The sequence below is a fragment of the Roseofilum sp. SBFL genome, assembly GCF_017746885.1.
Taxonomy (GTDB): Bacteria; Cyanobacteriota; Cyanobacteriia; order Cyanobacteriales; family Desertifilaceae; genus Roseofilum.
In genome coordinates this window covers 73,612-89,819 of record NZ_JAGHZH010000184.1, presented here as the reverse complement: position 1 = coordinate 89,819, position 16,208 = coordinate 73,612, and the positions used below count along the sequence as shown (strand labels likewise).

18 protein-coding genes and 1 pseudogene are annotated in these 16,208 nt (G+C 44.5%); 13 read left to right on the top strand and 6 right to left on the bottom strand.

The features are described 5' to 3' along the window. The first annotated feature begins 2 nt into the window (after positions 1-2). Positions 3-671: a hypothetical protein gene (locus tag J7545_RS20430; protein ID WP_318701544.1), complete on the top strand. Its 669-nt coding sequence runs from the start codon at positions 3-5 to the stop codon at positions 669-671. Positions 672-933: 262 nt separating this feature from the next. Here the strand turns inward: J7545_RS20430 and J7545_RS20425 are convergent, their stop codons facing one another. Then, positions 934-1,866, bottom strand: a complete 933-nt coding sequence (locus J7545_RS20425) for a ParA family protein (protein ID WP_318701543.1) — start codon at positions 1,864-1,866, stop codon at positions 934-936. 339 nt (positions 1,867-2,205) lie between these two features. On the opposite strand from J7545_RS20425, the gene J7545_RS20420 reads away from it, so the two are divergent. The 4 genes from J7545_RS20420 to J7545_RS20405 all read left to right on the top strand — a co-directional run bounded on the left by J7545_RS20420 (position 2,206) and on the right by J7545_RS20405 (position 4,709). Further along, positions 2,206-2,793, top strand: a complete 588-nt coding sequence (locus J7545_RS20420) for a DUF3177 family protein (RefSeq protein ID WP_318701542.1) — start codon at positions 2,206-2,208, stop codon at positions 2,791-2,793. A 25-nt stretch (positions 2,794-2,818) separates the two neighbouring features. Further along, complete coding sequence (locus tag J7545_RS20415; protein WP_318720067.1) at positions 2,819-3,499, top strand: hypothetical protein; 681 nt, start codon at positions 2,819-2,821, stop codon at positions 3,497-3,499. Positions 3,500-3,559: 60 nt separating this feature from the next. Next, positions 3,560-3,850: a hypothetical protein gene (locus J7545_RS20410; protein ID WP_318701540.1), complete on the top strand. Its 291-nt coding sequence runs from the start codon at positions 3,560-3,562 to the stop codon at positions 3,848-3,850. A 418-nt stretch (positions 3,851-4,268) separates the two neighbouring features. Further along, positions 4,269-4,709 (top strand): DUF4332 domain-containing protein, encoded by a 441-nt coding sequence (locus J7545_RS20405; RefSeq protein ID WP_318701539.1) that lies wholly within the window; start codon positions 4,269-4,271, stop codon positions 4,707-4,709. Here the strand turns inward: J7545_RS20405 and J7545_RS20400 are convergent. The 5 genes from J7545_RS20400 to J7545_RS20380 form a co-directional block, all read right to left on the bottom strand. Further along, positions 4,692-5,480 (bottom strand): M48 family metallopeptidase, encoded by a 789-nt coding sequence (locus tag J7545_RS20400; protein ID WP_318701538.1) that lies wholly within the window; start codon positions 5,478-5,480, stop codon positions 4,692-4,694. The two genes, J7545_RS20405 and J7545_RS20400, sit on opposite strands and share 18 nt — an antisense overlap. A gap of 2 nt (positions 5,481-5,482) precedes the next feature. Next, positions 5,483-6,181: a TIGR00266 family protein gene (locus J7545_RS20395; protein WP_318701536.1), complete on the bottom strand. Its 699-nt coding sequence runs from the start codon at positions 6,179-6,181 to the stop codon at positions 5,483-5,485. Between the two features lie 144 nt (positions 6,182-6,325). Beyond that, the gene (locus tag J7545_RS20390; protein ID WP_318701535.1) at positions 6,326-7,006 is read right to left on the bottom strand and encodes a TIGR00266 family protein; all 681 of its coding nucleotides are present in this window, start codon (positions 7,004-7,006) and stop codon (positions 6,326-6,328) included. A 21-nt stretch (positions 7,007-7,027) separates the two neighbouring features. Beyond that, entirely contained in the window at positions 7,028-7,693 is a 666-nt protein-coding gene (locus J7545_RS20385; protein WP_318701534.1) for a TIGR00266 family protein, read from the bottom strand. Positions 7,694-7,852: 159 nt separating this feature from the next. Continuing rightward, complete coding sequence (locus J7545_RS20380; RefSeq protein WP_271940628.1) at positions 7,853-8,389, bottom strand: DUF3172 domain-containing protein; 537 nt, start codon at positions 8,387-8,389, stop codon at positions 7,853-7,855. A 204-nt stretch (positions 8,390-8,593) separates the two neighbouring features. Here J7545_RS20380 and psbZ point away from each other — a divergent pair, with 204 nt between their 5' ends. The 8 genes and pseudogenes from psbZ to phnE all read left to right on the top strand — a co-directional run bounded on the left by psbZ (position 8,594) and on the right by phnE (position 16,161). After that, positions 8,594-8,782 carry a photosystem II reaction center protein PsbZ gene (gene psbZ, locus J7545_RS20375; RefSeq protein WP_318701533.1) on the top strand — a complete coding sequence of 63 codons (189 nt, stop codon included), beginning with the start codon at positions 8,594-8,596 and terminating at the stop codon, positions 8,780-8,782. A 186-nt stretch (positions 8,783-8,968) separates the two neighbouring features. Continuing rightward, positions 8,969-9,439: pseudogene (gene ribH / locus J7545_RS20370) on the top strand (6,7-dimethyl-8-ribityllumazine synthase); the annotation flags it as partial. A gap of 319 nt (positions 9,440-9,758) precedes the next feature. Then, complete coding sequence (locus J7545_RS20365) at positions 9,759-10,862, top strand: S1 RNA-binding domain-containing protein (RefSeq protein WP_318701530.1); 1,104 nt, start codon at positions 9,759-9,761, stop codon at positions 10,860-10,862. A gap of 97 nt (positions 10,863-10,959) precedes the next feature. Next, positions 10,960-11,700 (top strand): HAD family hydrolase, encoded by a 741-nt coding sequence (locus J7545_RS20360; RefSeq protein ID WP_318701529.1) that lies wholly within the window; start codon positions 10,960-10,962, stop codon positions 11,698-11,700. 153 nt (positions 11,701-11,853) lie between these two features. Next, the gene (metK, locus tag J7545_RS20355; RefSeq protein ID WP_318701528.1) at positions 11,854-13,110 is read left to right on the top strand and encodes a methionine adenosyltransferase; all 1,257 of its coding nucleotides are present in this window, start codon (positions 11,854-11,856) and stop codon (positions 13,108-13,110) included. A gap of 711 nt (positions 13,111-13,821) precedes the next feature. Further along, on the top strand, positions 13,822-14,196 hold the full coding sequence (locus J7545_RS20350; RefSeq protein WP_318701527.1) for a hypothetical protein: 375 nt from the start codon (positions 13,822-13,824) through the stop codon (positions 14,194-14,196). A gap of 164 nt (positions 14,197-14,360) precedes the next feature. Continuing rightward, positions 14,361-15,278 carry a phosphate/phosphite/phosphonate ABC transporter substrate-binding protein gene (locus J7545_RS20345; RefSeq protein WP_318701526.1) on the top strand — a complete coding sequence of 306 codons (918 nt, stop codon included), beginning with the start codon at positions 14,361-14,363 and terminating at the stop codon, positions 15,276-15,278. A gap of 31 nt (positions 15,279-15,309) precedes the next feature. Then, complete coding sequence (phnE, locus tag J7545_RS20340) at positions 15,310-16,161, top strand: phosphonate ABC transporter, permease protein PhnE (RefSeq protein ID WP_318701525.1); 852 nt, start codon at positions 15,310-15,312, stop codon at positions 16,159-16,161. The last annotated feature ends 47 nt before the right edge of the window (positions 16,162-16,208 follow it).

Below are 16,208 nucleotides of genomic sequence, written 5' to 3'. Positions count from 1 at the left end.
TTATGTATAAAATCAAAAAAATATTTGGTTCTGAACAAGGTGATGAGTTTTTTGAACTTGAACTACCTGATGGAGATCGGAAAACAGTAAATATTTGGGATTACTCAACTTTATATTCCTATCCTCATTTATATGAAGATCTAATTTTAGAACAACTCGAATGTAAGGTCTATTTAGTCCTAGAAGAATTTTTGTGTTCTATAAAAGATATCAAACAATGGCGGATCTTAGATATTGCTTGTGGTAGTGGGTTGATGGGTAAATTTTTAAAGACTCACAGTGCTATCTCTGTTGAGCTATTAGTTGGGATTGATATTTTACCTATAGCTATTACAGCACTCCATCGAGATAATCCACACATTTATGACCAAACCTATATAGTTGGACAATATGAACAGGATGATTTAACAAAAGGGCAGTTTAATTGTTTGATTGTTAGTGGAGGTGCGAATCACTTAGAATTTTTTGATTATGAGAGCTATCTTGATGTATTACAGAAGTCTGGTTATCTTATTTTTAATTTGACTAATAATCAGAAGGACAGGCGTAGAATAGAAATTTTGCAGTGGCTTAATTCTCATTTAACTTGTCGTGGAAATATCATTTATGAGCATCGAAAATTAATGAATGGTTCCATTGTAAAACATGAAGCATTTATTTATCAAAAATAAGCAACCCTTTGCTAAACAAGGGACTTCAGCCCCTGGTCTCCCAAGGGTTGATTAATGGACAGCTTAAAGAGATGCTTGTACTTTTGTTCGATGTAGCCAATTAGCACAGGATTGATGATGGGGTCTGAAGGTTCATAATGCTTGATCTTTTTAACGCTTCAACATCATTCACTATTTTAGCCGATAATATTAGAGGATAGGGAATAGGCAAAAAAGTTTTAACTGCTGGTGCAGTTGCTATACCCATTCCTCATTACCCCAATTACAAATCCGACATTTTCACTGAAGATTGTTGTTGTTTTCGGGAAATGGTGGTATGGAGTTTATCTAATAATTCCTCCGTCAATTTTTGAAAGGCTTTGGAGCCGCGACTATGGGGATGGGCTATGACTACAGGTAAATAATTATCGACAGCTTTAGATACATTGATATCGGCAGGAATGCGAGTCTTAAACAGTTTCGCCTCACTATAATCTGTACGTACCCGGTTCATGACTTGGCGATAATAGCGGCCGATAAATCCCCCAGCCATGGTGAAGACAATGCCGAGCATTTGAATATCTAGGGGATGTCCATCTTGATGGACTTCTCGCAGTTTTGCTAACCGACGCTCTAAAAGCTGAATCCCGATTAATGATAGGGGTTCTGGACGAGCGGGGAGTAAGTAAAAATCGCTGGCAGTCAGGGCACTGCGAGTTAAGAGATTATAGCCAGGGGCACAATCTAAAATAATGTAATCATATTCGTCGATGATGGGTTTTAAGATGCTCTCAACCAAGACTCTTTCAAAGCGATTCCATACGGTTTCAAAACTTACTTGTTCCCGATAAACGGCTTTTTCATAAATCATTTCTGAAACTGAAAATTCATCATACATATCAATGTCCCCAGGGAGTAAATGGAGTTTGGGAACATTACAAGCGTAGGGAATGATAATATCTTGGATAGGAAAAGTAGAACTGGCGGCTGGATTAATCGCTTTTTTGACCAATTCTCTTAAGGTGCGTTGATCTCGCCTGAGTTTGGCAAAATCGGAGGGCGACATCATGCTGAGGGTAGCACTGATTTGAGCATCTAAATCGACAATCAACACCCGCTTGTCGTGGTATTTGGCAAGACACGCCGCTAGATTAACCGTGAGGGTGGTTTTGCCGACCCCTCCTTTCATATTGACAGTTGAAATAATATATCCCATAGGTAAGATCCAGTCAGTTCGGTGGAAAAATGTCCAGAAAATGTACAGTTATAAGCCTCTGTGATGCCGAAAGTCAAGCAGAGTTGCTCTCATCTAGCAGTTGTGCCTTTCAAATCATAATGCCTATCTACAGTTCAAGGGGCAAGAGGCAACAAACAAGATGCACAACCTGTTTTTCCTGCTCCCCACTGTCCACACCCTACTCAATTTGCATGGTATTATTAAGACTTAATATCGGTTTGTCAATGTTTGCACTCTGGAGATGGGGTGAGAAACAGATGGTTCTGGTATGGTTAGATGTGGCTGCTCTGAGATTGAGGCAAAGCGGGAATGGATTGGATGCGATCGCTGATTTGGATGGACTATCGGTTAGTGGCACTGGTGGGGATCGGTATTCCCTTGGTGCTGCTGATTTGGTCGCTGGTGAAACAGTCTGTCCCCCTAATCCGCCTGATGATTATCTATTGGCGGGTGGCTAGTTTGCTGATTATCTCCCTTTATTTGATGATTGGGGGAGCGCCCATTGGCTTTGTCAGTTCTATATCCGCCCGGATTTTGATTCCCATATCCCTCTGGTTTTGGATTGACTTGAATGAGGAAATTGAGGATATGCCCCCGTCTCGTGCCCTGAAACTGGCGTTTACGGCTTGGCGCTGGGCGGTAACGATATTGATGGGGATTGGGGCGATCGCCCAATTACCCTCACTACAATGCGCTTTTTTACCTACGCAAGAATTAATCCAAAATAACTTTTGCCGACTCTGGTTAGAAGCACCTTGGGGCTACAAAAACTTATTCCACAATGCCACCAGCGAACGCTTCTTAGGCTTTGTGGGTATCCTAGGATTGCTGATTTATACGGCTTATCTGAGCTATTTTCTCCTGATTCGCCTCGGGAAACAAGGGCGAACAGCCGTTGGCCAATAATACCAATAATAAATTTAAATGCATCATGACAGATAACAGAAGCATCTACAGCCTATCGTCAATAGTCTCTCTAGGACTGATAATACTTACTGGCTGCGCAGAATCTAACATTCCCCTCCTTGAAATTGAAGTGAATGATGGCTCTTTCGTTGCCTATGGCGTTATAGACCGCAGTGCCATTTCCACGTTTGAGATGGCAACCAAGGACAATCCAGCCATCAAAACACTGGTTTTGCAGTGGGTGCCTGGTTCCATTGATGATACGGCTAATCTAGAGCTGGCGAGAATGGTGCGAGATATGGGGTTTACAACCGTAGTCCCAGAAGATGGACTAGTGTCTTCAGGCGGTACCGATCTATTTCTAGCAGGTGTGCAAAGAGATATTCAGCAAGGAGCTTGTCTCGGCGTGCATTCCTGGGGGGATGGTGATAGCCTTGACGGCCGAGACTTCCCTCGCGATGCGGATGTACATCAACCCTATTTGGACTATTACAGCGATATGGGCATCCCCCAGGATTTTTATTGGTTTACTCTTGAAAAAGCTCCGGTGGATGGTATGCACTGGATGCTACCCTCAGAAATTCAGCAATATATGCTGGAAACAAGTGATGCACAGGGTGAAACTTTAAGCGAGATGAATGAAGAAATCTGTGGAAAGCGAGATGAGCAAGCCTGGCTTAAGAGATCGAACTCCTCGGGTAATTGATTTCGAGTGACTCGAATCATTAATTAGCTGCAACCTTTCCCAAATGGAGCGCGATTGCCTATGTTTTCTCGACGCTTAGAACAATACACCCTCAAACGGCCCCAAGAAGTGCTGCTCATCCATGCAGAAATTGAGGGAGAAGCCGATCAAATCCTGGTATTTAAAGGGTTTTCCAGTTCTTTAATGCGATCGACTGCCTTTAATCCAGATATCCCTGTCTTACCAGAAACTGCTAAGATTGTGGGGGGCGATCGCCTGAAAAGTCCCTACAATCCTGACAATCCCCAATATATTCAACAAGGACTCACTTTAGAAGCCCTAGAAGCCTTATTTGCAGAAGTAGGTGTTTAACATAATCAAATAAAATAGCGATCCCCATCAACTCGTCTCAAATTCTTAAATAGCTGAAGCAATTGCCTTAGCTCAATCTATCCCTAATATAGCCTTTATCGAATTAGTGAGGTACATTAGAAGAGAGGAATAATAAACTGGTAAATGAAAGCATACTTTTTATTGTACCTCATCTATTTGAGAAACGCTATAGTATTGTTTTGCTAGATGATGCTCAAGCTAGACGAGTTGGTGTCTATATTGAGCAGTTAAAATTGAGTGGAATTTATATCGAATCCAGCTTGATTGAAGCTATTCTAAGGGATGTAGGAAAAATTGATTAACAAATTTTGACCATTTACCCCTCTTCGATCGCTCTTGCTTGTAGCTCCTTTGATCGGATAACTTAGAATTATCCCTATTTTCATCCCTCCTCACCATGAAACCTCCATCCTCTACTCAACGAAGCTCCCCTTGCATTTGGCCTCTAGAACAATTACCTGGACTCAGTACCAAACACCAAAGCCAACTATCAGATTTAGGGGTCAACACAACTGGCGATCTGCTCAAAAAAATGACTCCCATGCCAAAGCGCATCCAATACGGTCAAAAATTGCATTTGCCTCTCCAAGTTTTGAATAAATGGATTGCTTTGTCTGATTTAGCTAGAATCAAAAGTGTCGGTTGTGAATATAATGGCTTGTTGCTCCATGCGGGAGTTGCTTCAGTTGTTCAACTCTCCCAAATGTCTGCCCATCAATTGCACCGTCAAGTCCTGAAATTGCAAGTTTCTCTTATGCAGCGCCGGGATCTTTGTCCGTCGGTGGATAAAGTTGCACAATGGATTTATGACGCAAAACAATTAATTTTTAATTTTTAATGGATGGGGTAGGGGTTGCTTGTATTGGAGGGGATAATTCTGTTGTTGAATCTCTTCTTCTAGGGCACTAATTCGTTTTTTCGGTGCGGGGTGGCTAGTGAGAAAATCCCAATTGCGAGTGGCATCTTGGCTTAAGCGGCTGAAAAAGTCGGTCGCGCCAGCCACATGACCATAGGTTTGATAGAGTAGGGTGAGGCCAAATCGATCGGCTTGAGTTTCCTGAGATTGGGAATAACGAGAATTGCTAATTGCGACGAGCAAAGTGCTGGCATCATTGAGCCAATCAATATTACCAAATAGGGTAAAAATGGCTAGACGAATGACTAAGGTACGCCCTAACCGTCTTAAATGATCTCGATGGGCAAAATGCCCTAATTCATGACCGAGAATCATCATGAGTTCGTTTTCGGATTGGATGTTTTCGAGTAACCCTTGGAAGATGATGACGACATCCCCAGGAATGGCGATCGCGTTCACCGTGGGTTGATTAATATACAATAGCCGATAGTCGCGATCGCTCTCGTCTAAATGGCTTTCTAAGCGATCGAGCAGTTCGTTAAGGGTGTCTTGCTCTACGGAGTCTTCTGCTTGCTGCTCATATATAGGAATAATAACACTCCCCAACTGTTGCTCAACGCTGATGGGAATTCGGGTAATGGCGAAATCAGCGATCGCCATTCCTACCCAAATAGTAAGGGCGATCGCCAGTAAAAATAGACCGGCGAGAATCAGTAACTGACGGTTGCTGGTGGGAGGATTGCGATCGCTCATCGTTAGCTACTACTTTTAACCGGACGAAACGGATATAAAAAGTTGAGTAACGGATAAACTCCACGGGTTTGAATCCACAATCGTCCTTGTCCACTAAAGCGACAAACTAGACCTTCTCCCCCTAAAATTCCCGTTTTCAAACTCTTAAAACTCAATCCGCCAATCATCTCCACATTATACTGCAAAGTGTCCTCAAAAGCAACGATATAACCCGTATCAACGACATAAGCTCCTTCCACCGGAATTTCGATAATTGCTCCATAAGAACTAAACCAAAAATCACCGGCTCCACTGGCTCGTAACAGGAACAAAGATTCACCGCTGAAAAAGCCTTTTACTCCTTGAAACTTGGTGTCTATATCGATCGTCTCACTGCAAGCCACAAACCCAGAAGATTGTACGATCAACCCCTTACTGCCATCGAGGGCATAATACTGAATATCTCCTGGCACTCCAGGAGATATATATAACGATCCTCCCGCTTTTTCTGCTGTGAATTCATTAATAAACAGAGACTCACCCCCTAACATTCTGCCCACACTTTTGAGCATACCGCCCTTCATTTTTGACTGCATAGTGATACTGCTATCCATGGCTGCCATGGCAGAAGCTTCAACTAATACCTTCTGTTGGGGACGTAAATTCAACACCAGGGAGGCATAAGCTGGGGAATGGTCAATTTGATAAGTAAATTGTGACATGATAATGGGTAATGGGTTACAAGTTAAGGCTGTTGCTAGAGGAGAGAATAGGGAATAGGGAATAGGAAAAACCCGTTTGTACCTTTTCCTTCGTTGTTGCGCTTTAGCGCTTAAGAGCGATCGCGGCACTAGGATGATTGGCCATTATCTACGCTCAGGCAATTGCGATCCTACCGTCAATCCAAAGCTACCTGAATTATGGGTTTGGCAGTACACTTTTCCCTTGCCTTTGAATCGACAAATAAATCCTTCTCCCCCAAAAAATGCACCCAACCAACTAGAATTGGCTTTACCAATTTCAAAATCTAAACTCCGTTCAAAGGCGACAATATGCCCCGTATCTACAATATATTCCCCATTGACATCAATCTCATAAATTCCACCAAATGAGGTAAGAATTACGGGACCTATCCCTGAGATTTTTAGCCAAAAAATGGCTTCACCTGAAAATAAGGATTTTAAGCCTTCAAAGCCAATGTCAATAATCACATCAGACGCACAAGCTAAATAAGAGGCGGCTTGTACCACTAATTCTTGTCCTGTCATCTCGTAAACCATGACATCTCCCATCAGTGTAGGAGCTAGAAAAACTTCACCATTAGGAGTGGGCGATCGAAATACACTTAAAAAGAGGGATTCTCCGCCTAACATGCGCTTGAGTCCTCCCATAATTCCGCCCCCTTTTCCTTGGCGGAGGGTAGTACTGGTGTTGATAGAAGCACTCATTGCTACCATTGCTCCAGCTTGAGCAATGACTTCTTCGCCACTGTTGAGTGTAACTTTGGCGATCGCACTATCAGGCTGCTTTAGTAATTGAATATCCATAAGCTATAATTAAATCATCTCTTAATTGCGGACTTTCGGACGTAAAAAACTGACCAAACCACTCAGACTTCTCGATTGCAGGTAAATCACGCCTTTTCCTTTTAGACGATTAACAAAGCCTTCTCCAGAAGCGATTGAGCTAAAAATGCCCCCTGATAAACCAATACTCATTTTGATATTGGGACTATAGGCAACTAAATGGCTATTATCAACAATAAATTCTCCCGATACACTCTGTTGGGAGATGCCACCATAAGCACCAAAAAAAACTTTTCCGCTACCGCTTACTTTCAACTTAAAGAGTCCCTCTCCAGCAAACCAACTGGCAAAACCAGCCCAACGTACCCCTAATTGAATATTAGGATCGCTAGCGATATAAGCCCCCGGTTGTAAACAAAGGGCATTTCCCGTTAATTTGACACATTCAATATCGCCAATTAAGGATTGAGTAAATACTACAGTTAAAGGCTTTTGGGTCTTATTTTGAAAGCGATTGACAAATAGGGATTCTCCTCCGAAAAACTTCCGCAGTAGGGCAGAGAAAAAGCCCCCAGAAAACTCGGTTTTCATGGATAATGCAGCATCCATACTCGTCATCGCTCCTGCTTCAGCAATGATTTGTTCTCCAGGGTTCAGGGTGACAAACACAGCCGCGAATGCGGGTTTATAGCGAATTTCATAGGACACAATGTTTAAACCCCTGTACAATAAATCTTGATTTACGGACAGGGGTATCATATTTTTTGAGTCGGAAGGGATTTTTTAGGTTTATTTTAAGCTTCCGTCACTCACAGTACTTAAGAAAAATCATTAAAACTCTTGGACAGGACTTCTGCAAGAAGTCTCTTAAAAGCGATCGCTCTCTGGAGCCGTTCCTCCAGGATTAAGTCCGGGCTGACTGAGGAAGAAGTTTTCAGCACTATCATTTTGATACACACAATTGACCTTCGGGTTACTGTCAATACTGCCCGTATAAGCAAAGGTATTCATCCGATTCTTACAATCATTAAACTTATCACGGGGCAGGAGATTGCGCTGTTCCAAAATCACCCAGTTATTGCGCCGGAGTACGCATCCCGGTTGCATCGCCGGTTGAGAGATATACACACTAAAGGGGTTTAAGGTAACATACAGGCGAGCATCCATAACCATCGCACTCGCTCCAAATTTGACACATAATTCTGGATCGGGGGCACTGCGATCGATAAAATCACGGGAAGCCACATTTTCCGGGGATAGAGTAGTGGTGGAGCTAAAGGCGATCCCAATCCCGATCCCCAGAACAAAGATCCCTCCCATCAAAGCCACCAACGTATAGTTAAATGGAGAAGATTTAGGGCCAAAATTACCGGTTGATTTGCGTCTTGAGCTGGTTCGAGTCATAAATTTTAGATTAGCACAGAGGAACGGGAGAAGCAGGGTTGAGCCACTCTAAACTCTAGTATGACGAGTTTGGCCACAGATTGCCTACTGATGCGATCGCCCCAGCCGCCAAAACTCTTTTGCTTGGTGCCATGAGGCACTATAGTAAAACAAAGGCCATACCTGGCTTAACCCATTTGCTTGCTCGTGTTAGGAGAGTACATTATGTCAATTCTATTTCAACTATCCCTATTTGCCTTAGTTCTTTTATCCTTTGTCTTAGTCGTGGCTGTTCCCGTTGCCTATGCTCTCCCCCAAAACTGGGAACAATCTAAACCCTTGCTGTATGTTGGTTCTGGCTTCTGGGCAGCCCTGGTTGTCCTGGTTGGCATCTTGAATTTTTTTGTTGTTTAAGATTCTGGGCATGGGGCAATCCTTAGTTATCTTTGAGACTAACTGTTGTCCCTTCCTAGAGATCAGCCTTTTCAAGGGCAATGACTTGAAAAGTTGGATGAGAGCAAGCCTTAGAAATGGGGACTCTACCGTGAAAAATAGTTCTCCCCTTACCGATTACCGATTACCGCGCAAAGTGCTATAACTATGACCGTTTTTGAGGGAACATTTACTCAGACCGAGGGACTGCGGTTTGCCATTATTATTGGTCGGTTTAACGACCTCGTCACTGGAAAACTGCTCACTGGGTGTCAAGATTGCTTAAAAAGACATGGGGTAGATATCGATCCCAATGGGACTCAAGTCGATTATATCTGGGTTCCAGGGAGTTTTGAGATCCCCCTAGTAGCTCGGCAAATGGCGATCGCCAATCAATATGATGCCATCATTTGTTTAGGAGCCGTGATCCGAGGCGATACCCCCCATTTTGACTATGTATCGGCTGAAGTTTCCAAAGGCATCGCTGCGGCTGGATTTCAAACCGGAGTCCCGGTTATCTTTGGTATCCTTACCACCGATACCCTACAACAAGCCTTAGAACGAGCTGGAATTAAAAGTAACCTGGGTTGGAATTATGCCATGAATGCCCTAGAAATGGCCACCCTCATGCGGCAAATCCCGACCTCGAATCCTTCCTAAGCAAGGAATACAGCTCATTGAGAGCATTTTGATGTATGAGGAGATGGCTTGATTGCGCCCCATCTTCACCCTCTCCCCTATCTTTTTCTAAGACTCCCCCTCAACAAGTTTTAGACTAGGGGACTGGTATGGAAATACAAAAATAGGGTATTATAGAATGTCTGTGTTATAAGCAGATTCGGGTTATTCCCAGGGTAACTGGTAAAACCCCCTTGTAGAGGTTTGGAGGCTGCGAAAATGCGTCCCCACTGTAAACCCCAGCAAAAGATACGGAGATAATTACTAGGAAATCATTCGCATGGTCAATCAGGAATTAATGGCTACAGACATCGGTTTTACGCACGAAGATTTTGCTGCACTGCTCGATAAATATGACTATCATTTTAGCCCCGGCGATACCGTAGCTGGTACGGTTTTCAGTCTGGAGCCAAGGGGCGCTCTGATTGACATCGGCGCGAAAACCGCAGCATACATTCCCATTCAGGAAATGTCTATTAACCGCATCGATACCCCAGATGAAGTCTTACAATCTAATGAAACCCGTGAGTTCTTCATCCTTACCGATGAAAATGAAGATGGACAACTGACCCTCTCCATTCGCCGCATCGAATATATGAGAGCGTGGGAAAGAGTCCGGCAACTGCAAGCAGAAGATGCAACGGTCAGGGCCCAGGTATTCGCCACAAACCGAGGTGGAGCCTTAGTGAGAATTGAAGGACTTCGGGGATTTATTCCTGGCTCCCATATTAGCACCCGCAAACCGAAAGAAGATTTAATGGGTGAAGAATTACCCTTAAAATTCTTGGAAGTGGATGAAGACCGCAATCGTTTGGTTCTCAGCCACAGAAGAGCGCTTGTAGAACGCAAGATGAACCGCTTGGAAGTGGGCGAAGTCGTCTTAGGAATGGTACGCGGTCTCAAACCTTATGGAGCATTCATCGATATCGGTGGAGTCAGCGGTTTGCTGCACATTTCAGAGATTTCCCACGACCATATCGATACGCCCCACAGTGTATTCAATGTCAATGATGAGATCAAAGTGATGATTATTGACTTGGATGCCGAGCGAGGCCGGATTTCTCTGTCTACTAAGCAACTCGAACCTGAACCGGGCGATATGGTTAAGAATCCCGATTTGGTTTACGATAAAGCCGAAGAAATGGCCGAGCGCTATCGTCAAAAACTCCGCGCCCAAGCGGAAGGGATTGAACTTCCTCAAGAAGACTCGACTCCAACGGCTGAAACTCCTGTAGAGGAAGGGACAGCAGAAGAGACACAAGAGTCGGTTGAGGCTGTAGAAGAAGGCCCAGCAGAACCCCAGGTAGAAAATGAGGCTGAGGCATCGGAGCCGGAAGAAACGGTTTCAGAAATCCCAGAAGAACAGTTAGCGGCTGCTGAATAGAAACCAAGGAAGGAGCTATGAGACCCTGGTGTGGGTGGGCGAGTCCCACCCAACTTTTGGTTATGGCGCTTCGCGCTAGGGAATACGGAGTCGAAGTATGGTAACGGTTGTATGTCACGATCGCCAGTTTGAGAACATCAGCGCTATCCTATTCGATAAGGATGGAACCCTGGCCCACTCAGAACCTTATCTACGCCATCTGGCCCAGCGAAGAGCGCGCCTTATTGATGCCCAAATCCCTGGAGTCGGAGAACCGCTACTGATGGCCTTTGGGGTGGACGAACAGGGGTTTAATCCAGCCGGATTAACCGCTGTGGGGAGTCGTCAAGAAAATAAAATTGCAGCAGCGGCTTATGTGGCTGAAACGGGACGGTGTTGGCTGGAATCGTTGGAAATCATTAACCAAGCGTTCCAGGAAGCAGATCGGGTCATGCAGAATAAGGCTAAAGAAACAGTAGTACTGCCTGGAGTGGCCGAAGTGTTCGACCGTTTGCGGCGATCGCATCTAAAATTAGGCGTAGTCTCCTCCGATATCCGTGAAAACATAGAAAAATTTCTCGATTTTTATCAACTCAGCGACTATATTCAAATTATTCAAGGAGCAGAACCCCACCTAACCAAACCCAATCCCCAAGTATTTTGGTCTGCCTGCGAACAGTTAGGAGTCTCTCCCCAAGAGGTGCTGATGGTGGGTGATGCTCCGGGAGATTTTACCATGGCGCGCAATGCCCAAGCCGCCGGAAGCATTGGTGTAGCTTGGGGATGGAGCCGACGACCGAATCTAGACAAAGCGGATGTGGCGATCGCCAAATTAGACGAAATACAAGCGATCGGTTAAATTGGGATGTTAGCTGGAGTTAAGGATTTTCTGACTCTACACAATTGAATCAACTTTATGGAAACCAGTTCCTAGTTTCTGTAGGCTCTCTTAGACAAGAGATAAAATCACTTGATTCGAGTTCAACCTCATTAAACAAAAGGAGATTTTTCCTTGGTTCGTCGCTATTTATTTACCTCAGAATCTGTAACTGAAGGCCATCCCGATAAAATCTGCGATCAAATCTCAGATACCATCATTGACGCTCTGCTGGCCGAAGACCCTGCCAGCCGCGTAGCCGCCGAAGTGGCTGTCAATACTGGATTAGTCTTAATCACTGGTGAAATCACCTCCCAAGCCCAAGTCAACTACATTGATCTGGCGCGGAAAAAAATTGCTGAAATTGGCTATGTGCATAGTGAAGGCGGCTTCACCAGCAACAGTTGCTCCGTCCTAGTTGCCCTTGATGCCCAATCTCCTGACATCGCTCAAGGAGTTGATGCTGCCGCCGAACAGCGGGAAATGTCGAGTGAAGAGCGCTTTGACTCCACGGGTGCAGGAGACCAAGGGTTGATGTTTGGCTTTGCCTGCAACGAAACCCCCGAATTAATGCCCCTGCCTATTAGTTTGGCTCACCGCATTTCTCGTCGGTTAGCCGCAGTCCGCAAAACAGGGCAACTCTCCTATCTGCGTCCTGATGGTAAAACCCAGGTGACCGTTGCCTATGAAGACGGTAAGCCTGTTGCTATTGATACCGTGTTGATTTCCACCCAACATGCAGCCACCATCGGTGAAGTGACTGACAACACGGAAATTCAGAAAAAAATTAAAGCAGATCTCTGGGATGCCGTGGTGCTTCCCTCATTTTCTGATTTAGAGATCAAACCCAACAGTGCAACCAAATATTTTGTTAATCCTACCGGTAAATTTGTAGTTGGTGGCCCCCAAGGGGATGCGGGTCTAACTGGACGTAAAATTATTGTTGATACCTATGGTGGCTATTCTCGTCATGGTGGCGGCGCATTTTCCGGTAAAGACCCCACTAAGGTAGACCGTTCTGCTGCCTATGCTTGCCGATATGCAGCTAAAAATATCGTTGCAGCAGGACTCGCAGAAAAATGTGAAGTGCAATTGGGTTATGCCATTGGGGTCGCTCGTCCCGTGAGCATTATGATTGAAACCTTTGGGACGGGTAAGGTCGATGATGACCAATTGCTAGAAGCAGCCCAAAAGGTCTTTGAATTCCGTCCAGCGGGAATTATTGAAACCTTTGGTTTGCGTACCCTACCCCAGGAACGGGGAGGACGTTTCTATCAAGATGTAGCCGCCTATGGTCATTTCGGCCGCAATGACTTAGATCTGCCCTGGGAAAAAACCGATAAAGTGGAATTACTTAAGGAAGCCGTCAGTGCAGCCACGACAGCCGGTTAACTTGACTCAAAACCTTAGCCAGTAGGGGGAATCATGAACGGACCCTACTGGAGTATTTTCCTGAAAAGCGATCGCTTCTAAGTTTAGCAAGCGATCGCTTTTATATAGCAAGGAACTTGTTAAGTTAGGATAGCTAAATTATGGGTTTAAGAAACAGGGAATGAGGAACAGAAAATGTCCTAATTCTCCCTTCCCTTTCTATAGTACCTCTCTCTTCTGGAGCAGTAAAGCTTGAAGCATTAGATTCTAAGCAATACAAGTATTGTCCCTATTCCCTAGCGCAAAGCGCTAGGGAATAGGGAATAGGGAATAAGCTTTTGGTACATAGCTTTGAGGATTCAACACTGTCCCTCATAACAGCGCAAAGCGCTGTATATCATTACTGTATGATCTTGCCCTTGACAAGGAGCTTAAACCCCTGGTTATTGTATAGGGCAAAAAATTAATTTATATTTAGATTTTTCAGTACATTCACTCTTCAAAAAATAAAATATGTAGGAAAACTTAAATAAGATTAGTGATTCTTAGTTTCCCTGTATAGTTATTCCTGAAAACTAAACTTAATCTAAAAAATACTGTATGCTAAAAGAGAGACAATATTAGGAGCTTCCTTTGTCCTAGAAAAAATGGGTGTCAGGAGTCTCAGTTTCTTTAAAATTCAATCTTTGAAATTTTTTTCCCTAAAAACTTAACTTTTTTTAACTTAACACCATGATTGTTCATCAAAATCCATTAAGGAAGTTTGACATTTACCAACAGTCTCCTCGCAAAAAGCGGTACATCAGCATTGTTGCTTATTTTGACCGCCATGGCATCCTGAATGACTATGTTGTACTCAACAAAAGTCTCAAGGTAGATTGGGCCAGAGTCATTTTCCAGGCGATCTCCCTGAAACTGTTGATGGCTTCTTTTCTGGGTTTAGAAGGATGTCAAAAAGTGACGATCAAAGGTGAAGGATTTAAGGCCGTGGTTATGCCCATTAATAGCGGATATCGAGCCATGCTCTATGAGCAATGCTCTGAACTCGAAGAAAAATTAAGTAATGTAAAAAATGATTATACTAGTCATCTGGTTAATTATAATTAGATAATTACTCCATGAACCTTCTGCAAGAAAGAGGGACGTGGGCAAGATTTTCACGGAGGACTAGGGATTTGATCGGATGATATTCTCAGCGTAAACTCAGGAAAATTAGGTATTCAATGAATAGATTAATTCCTGACCAGACCGGTTAAGTAGGTTTGGTCTAAATGATGTCCTACAAACTGATCGATTTTATGCAACGCTGGATCAAGCAGATTTTACTGGGGTGTTTAACCCTAATCACCATTATCTCCTGTAGTCAATCTAATCCTGATAATGCTCAACTGACAGAATTGAAATTTGGCGTTGGGCCGTATTTTCCAACTCCCGGTGAAAACCGAAGCCAATTTGAGCCGTTATTTAACCAACTGGCAGAAGGAATAAATCTTAAAGCTGATGTGACGGTGACGGAAGACTGGGTGGGAATTTCCGAAGCCTTGCGATCGCGGACCTTAGATGTAGCCTGGTTAGGCCCGTGGGGCTATGTCTTGGCCAACCATAATGATCCGTCGATTGAAGCGATCGCCACCGTAAAATATAAAGAACAACCGGTTTATTACTCTATTCTCATGGCTAAAGCGGATGCGCCCTTTGATACCCTCGATGAAGCGATCGCCCAAAGTCAGAACGGCCCCAAACTTAAACTCAGTTTAGCCGACGTTGGCTCTACATCCGGCTGGCTGATTCCCCAAGGAGAATTTAAGCGACGCGGACTCGATCCAGAAGCTGTATTTGACTATAATGAAGGGGCATCCCACGCAGCTCAGGCGATCGCCGTTTTAGAAGGTCAAGTTGACATTGCCTCTGACTATGACCGGAATATAGATGTCCTCAATAGCACCGGACGCATCGACCGCTCCCAACTGAAAATCATCTGGCAATCCGATCCTCTCCCCAACGATCCCATTGCCGTGCGTGGTGGACTACCTCCAGAGCTTAAAGCTCAATTGCAACAACAGTTAGCAAATCTTTCAGCAGAAGAAGCACAAACTTTATTACCGGAAAACTATACCGGGTTTGTGCCTTCCGATGGCAGTAACTATTCACCCATCCAAGCAGCCGGTAAATCGGTCGGTAAGCTCTAATGCTGGTAATGGGTAATTGGGATAATTATCAATGACTAAACTAGAACCGCGATCGCTCCATTCTTTCTCCAAGTGGGAGTCTATTCTCAATACCCATGAGCAAGAGCAGCGCAGTTTGGGGCGACTGCTGAAACAAGGATTTTGGGGAGTCGTGGCGATCGCCGTTTTAATCGCTAGTTGGCGGTTATCGGAAATCTCTCCAGCAGACTTTTGGGCGGGTTTACCGCGCTTGGGGAACTGGTTAACGCGACTTTGGCCCCCAGATTTTGCGGAGTTACCCGATTTTTTAATTGCTACGGCTGAAACTTTGGCGATCGCCATTATGGGAACCCTCACCGCCACGATCGCTGCTATTCCCCTCTCCCTCTGTATCGCTCGACCCCTCTCTCCCATTCCCCAACTCGCTCCCGTCTTGCGTTTGCTACTCAATCTTCTGCGGGGTATTGATACAGCTATCTTTGCCCTCTTTTTCGTCTCCATTGTCGGATTAGGCCCCTTTGCTGGAGTCTTAGGAGTCGCTTTTCATACAACTGGATCGATGGCCAAGCTCTATGTTGAAGTTCTAGAAACTTTGCCATTAGAGCCGATAGAGGCGATCGAAGTAACAGGAGCCGATCGCCTGCGGACATTTATTTTTGCCGTTCTTCCCGAAGCCCTCCCCGGACTCATTGGTATTACGCTCTACCTGTGGGAATTTAACGTGCGCTCCTCTGTCATTCTCGGTATTGTCGGTGCAGGAGGAATCGGTTATGAAGTGCTGGTGAGCCTGAAACTGTTAGATTTTTCCCGCTTAACCACAATTTTGTTATTGATTTTAGCCATGGTGAGTGCGATCGATGCCCTCAGTGCCTATGGACGAAAGCAATTAACCCTTAATCCTTAACACTTATAGCCGTTCCCTCTCCCCACGCCCTATCCATCTCTTATCCA

What these genes read in the sequence shown, in the direction of transcription:
- J7545_RS20430 (WP_318701544.1), top strand. Translation starts at nt 3, where the DNA reads ATGTATAAAATCAAAAAAATATTTGGTTCTGAACAAGGTGATGAGTTT.
- J7545_RS20425 (WP_318701543.1), bottom strand. Translation starts at nt 1,866, where the DNA reads ATGGGATATATTATTTCAACTGTCAATATGAAAGGAGGGGTCGGCAAA.
- J7545_RS20420 (WP_318701542.1), top strand. Translation starts at nt 2,206, where the DNA reads ATGCGATCGCTGATTTGGATGGACTATCGGTTAGTGGCACTGGTGGGG.
- J7545_RS20415 (WP_318720067.1), top strand. Translation starts at nt 2,819, where the DNA reads ATGACAGATAACAGAAGCATCTACAGCCTATCGTCAATAGTCTCTCTA.
- J7545_RS20410 (WP_318701540.1), top strand. Translation starts at nt 3,560, where the DNA reads ATGTTTTCTCGACGCTTAGAACAATACACCCTCAAACGGCCCCAAGAA.
- J7545_RS20405 (WP_318701539.1), top strand. Translation starts at nt 4,269, where the DNA reads ATGAAACCTCCATCCTCTACTCAACGAAGCTCCCCTTGCATTTGGCCT.
- J7545_RS20400 (WP_318701538.1), bottom strand. Translation starts at nt 5,480, where the DNA reads ATGAGCGATCGCAATCCTCCCACCAGCAACCGTCAGTTACTGATTCTC.
- J7545_RS20395 (WP_318701536.1), bottom strand. Translation starts at nt 6,181, where the DNA reads ATGTCACAATTTACTTATCAAATTGACCATTCCCCAGCTTATGCCTCC.
- J7545_RS20390 (WP_318701535.1), bottom strand. Translation starts at nt 7,006, where the DNA reads ATGGATATTCAATTACTAAAGCAGCCTGATAGTGCGATCGCCAAAGTT.
- J7545_RS20380 (WP_271940628.1), bottom strand. Translation starts at nt 8,389, where the DNA reads ATGACTCGAACCAGCTCAAGACGCAAATCAACCGGTAATTTTGGCCCT.
- psbZ (WP_318701533.1), top strand. Translation starts at nt 8,594, where the DNA reads ATGTCAATTCTATTTCAACTATCCCTATTTGCCTTAGTTCTTTTATCC.
- J7545_RS20365 (WP_318701530.1), top strand. Translation starts at nt 9,759, where the DNA reads ATGGTCAATCAGGAATTAATGGCTACAGACATCGGTTTTACGCACGAA.
- J7545_RS20360 (WP_318701529.1), top strand. Translation starts at nt 10,960, where the DNA reads ATGGTAACGGTTGTATGTCACGATCGCCAGTTTGAGAACATCAGCGCT.
- J7545_RS20350 (WP_318701527.1), top strand. Translation starts at nt 13,822, where the DNA reads ATGATTGTTCATCAAAATCCATTAAGGAAGTTTGACATTTACCAACAG.
- J7545_RS20345 (WP_318701526.1), top strand. Translation starts at nt 14,361, where the DNA reads ATGATGTCCTACAAACTGATCGATTTTATGCAACGCTGGATCAAGCAG.
- phnE (WP_318701525.1), top strand. Translation starts at nt 15,310, where the DNA reads ATGACTAAACTAGAACCGCGATCGCTCCATTCTTTCTCCAAGTGGGAG.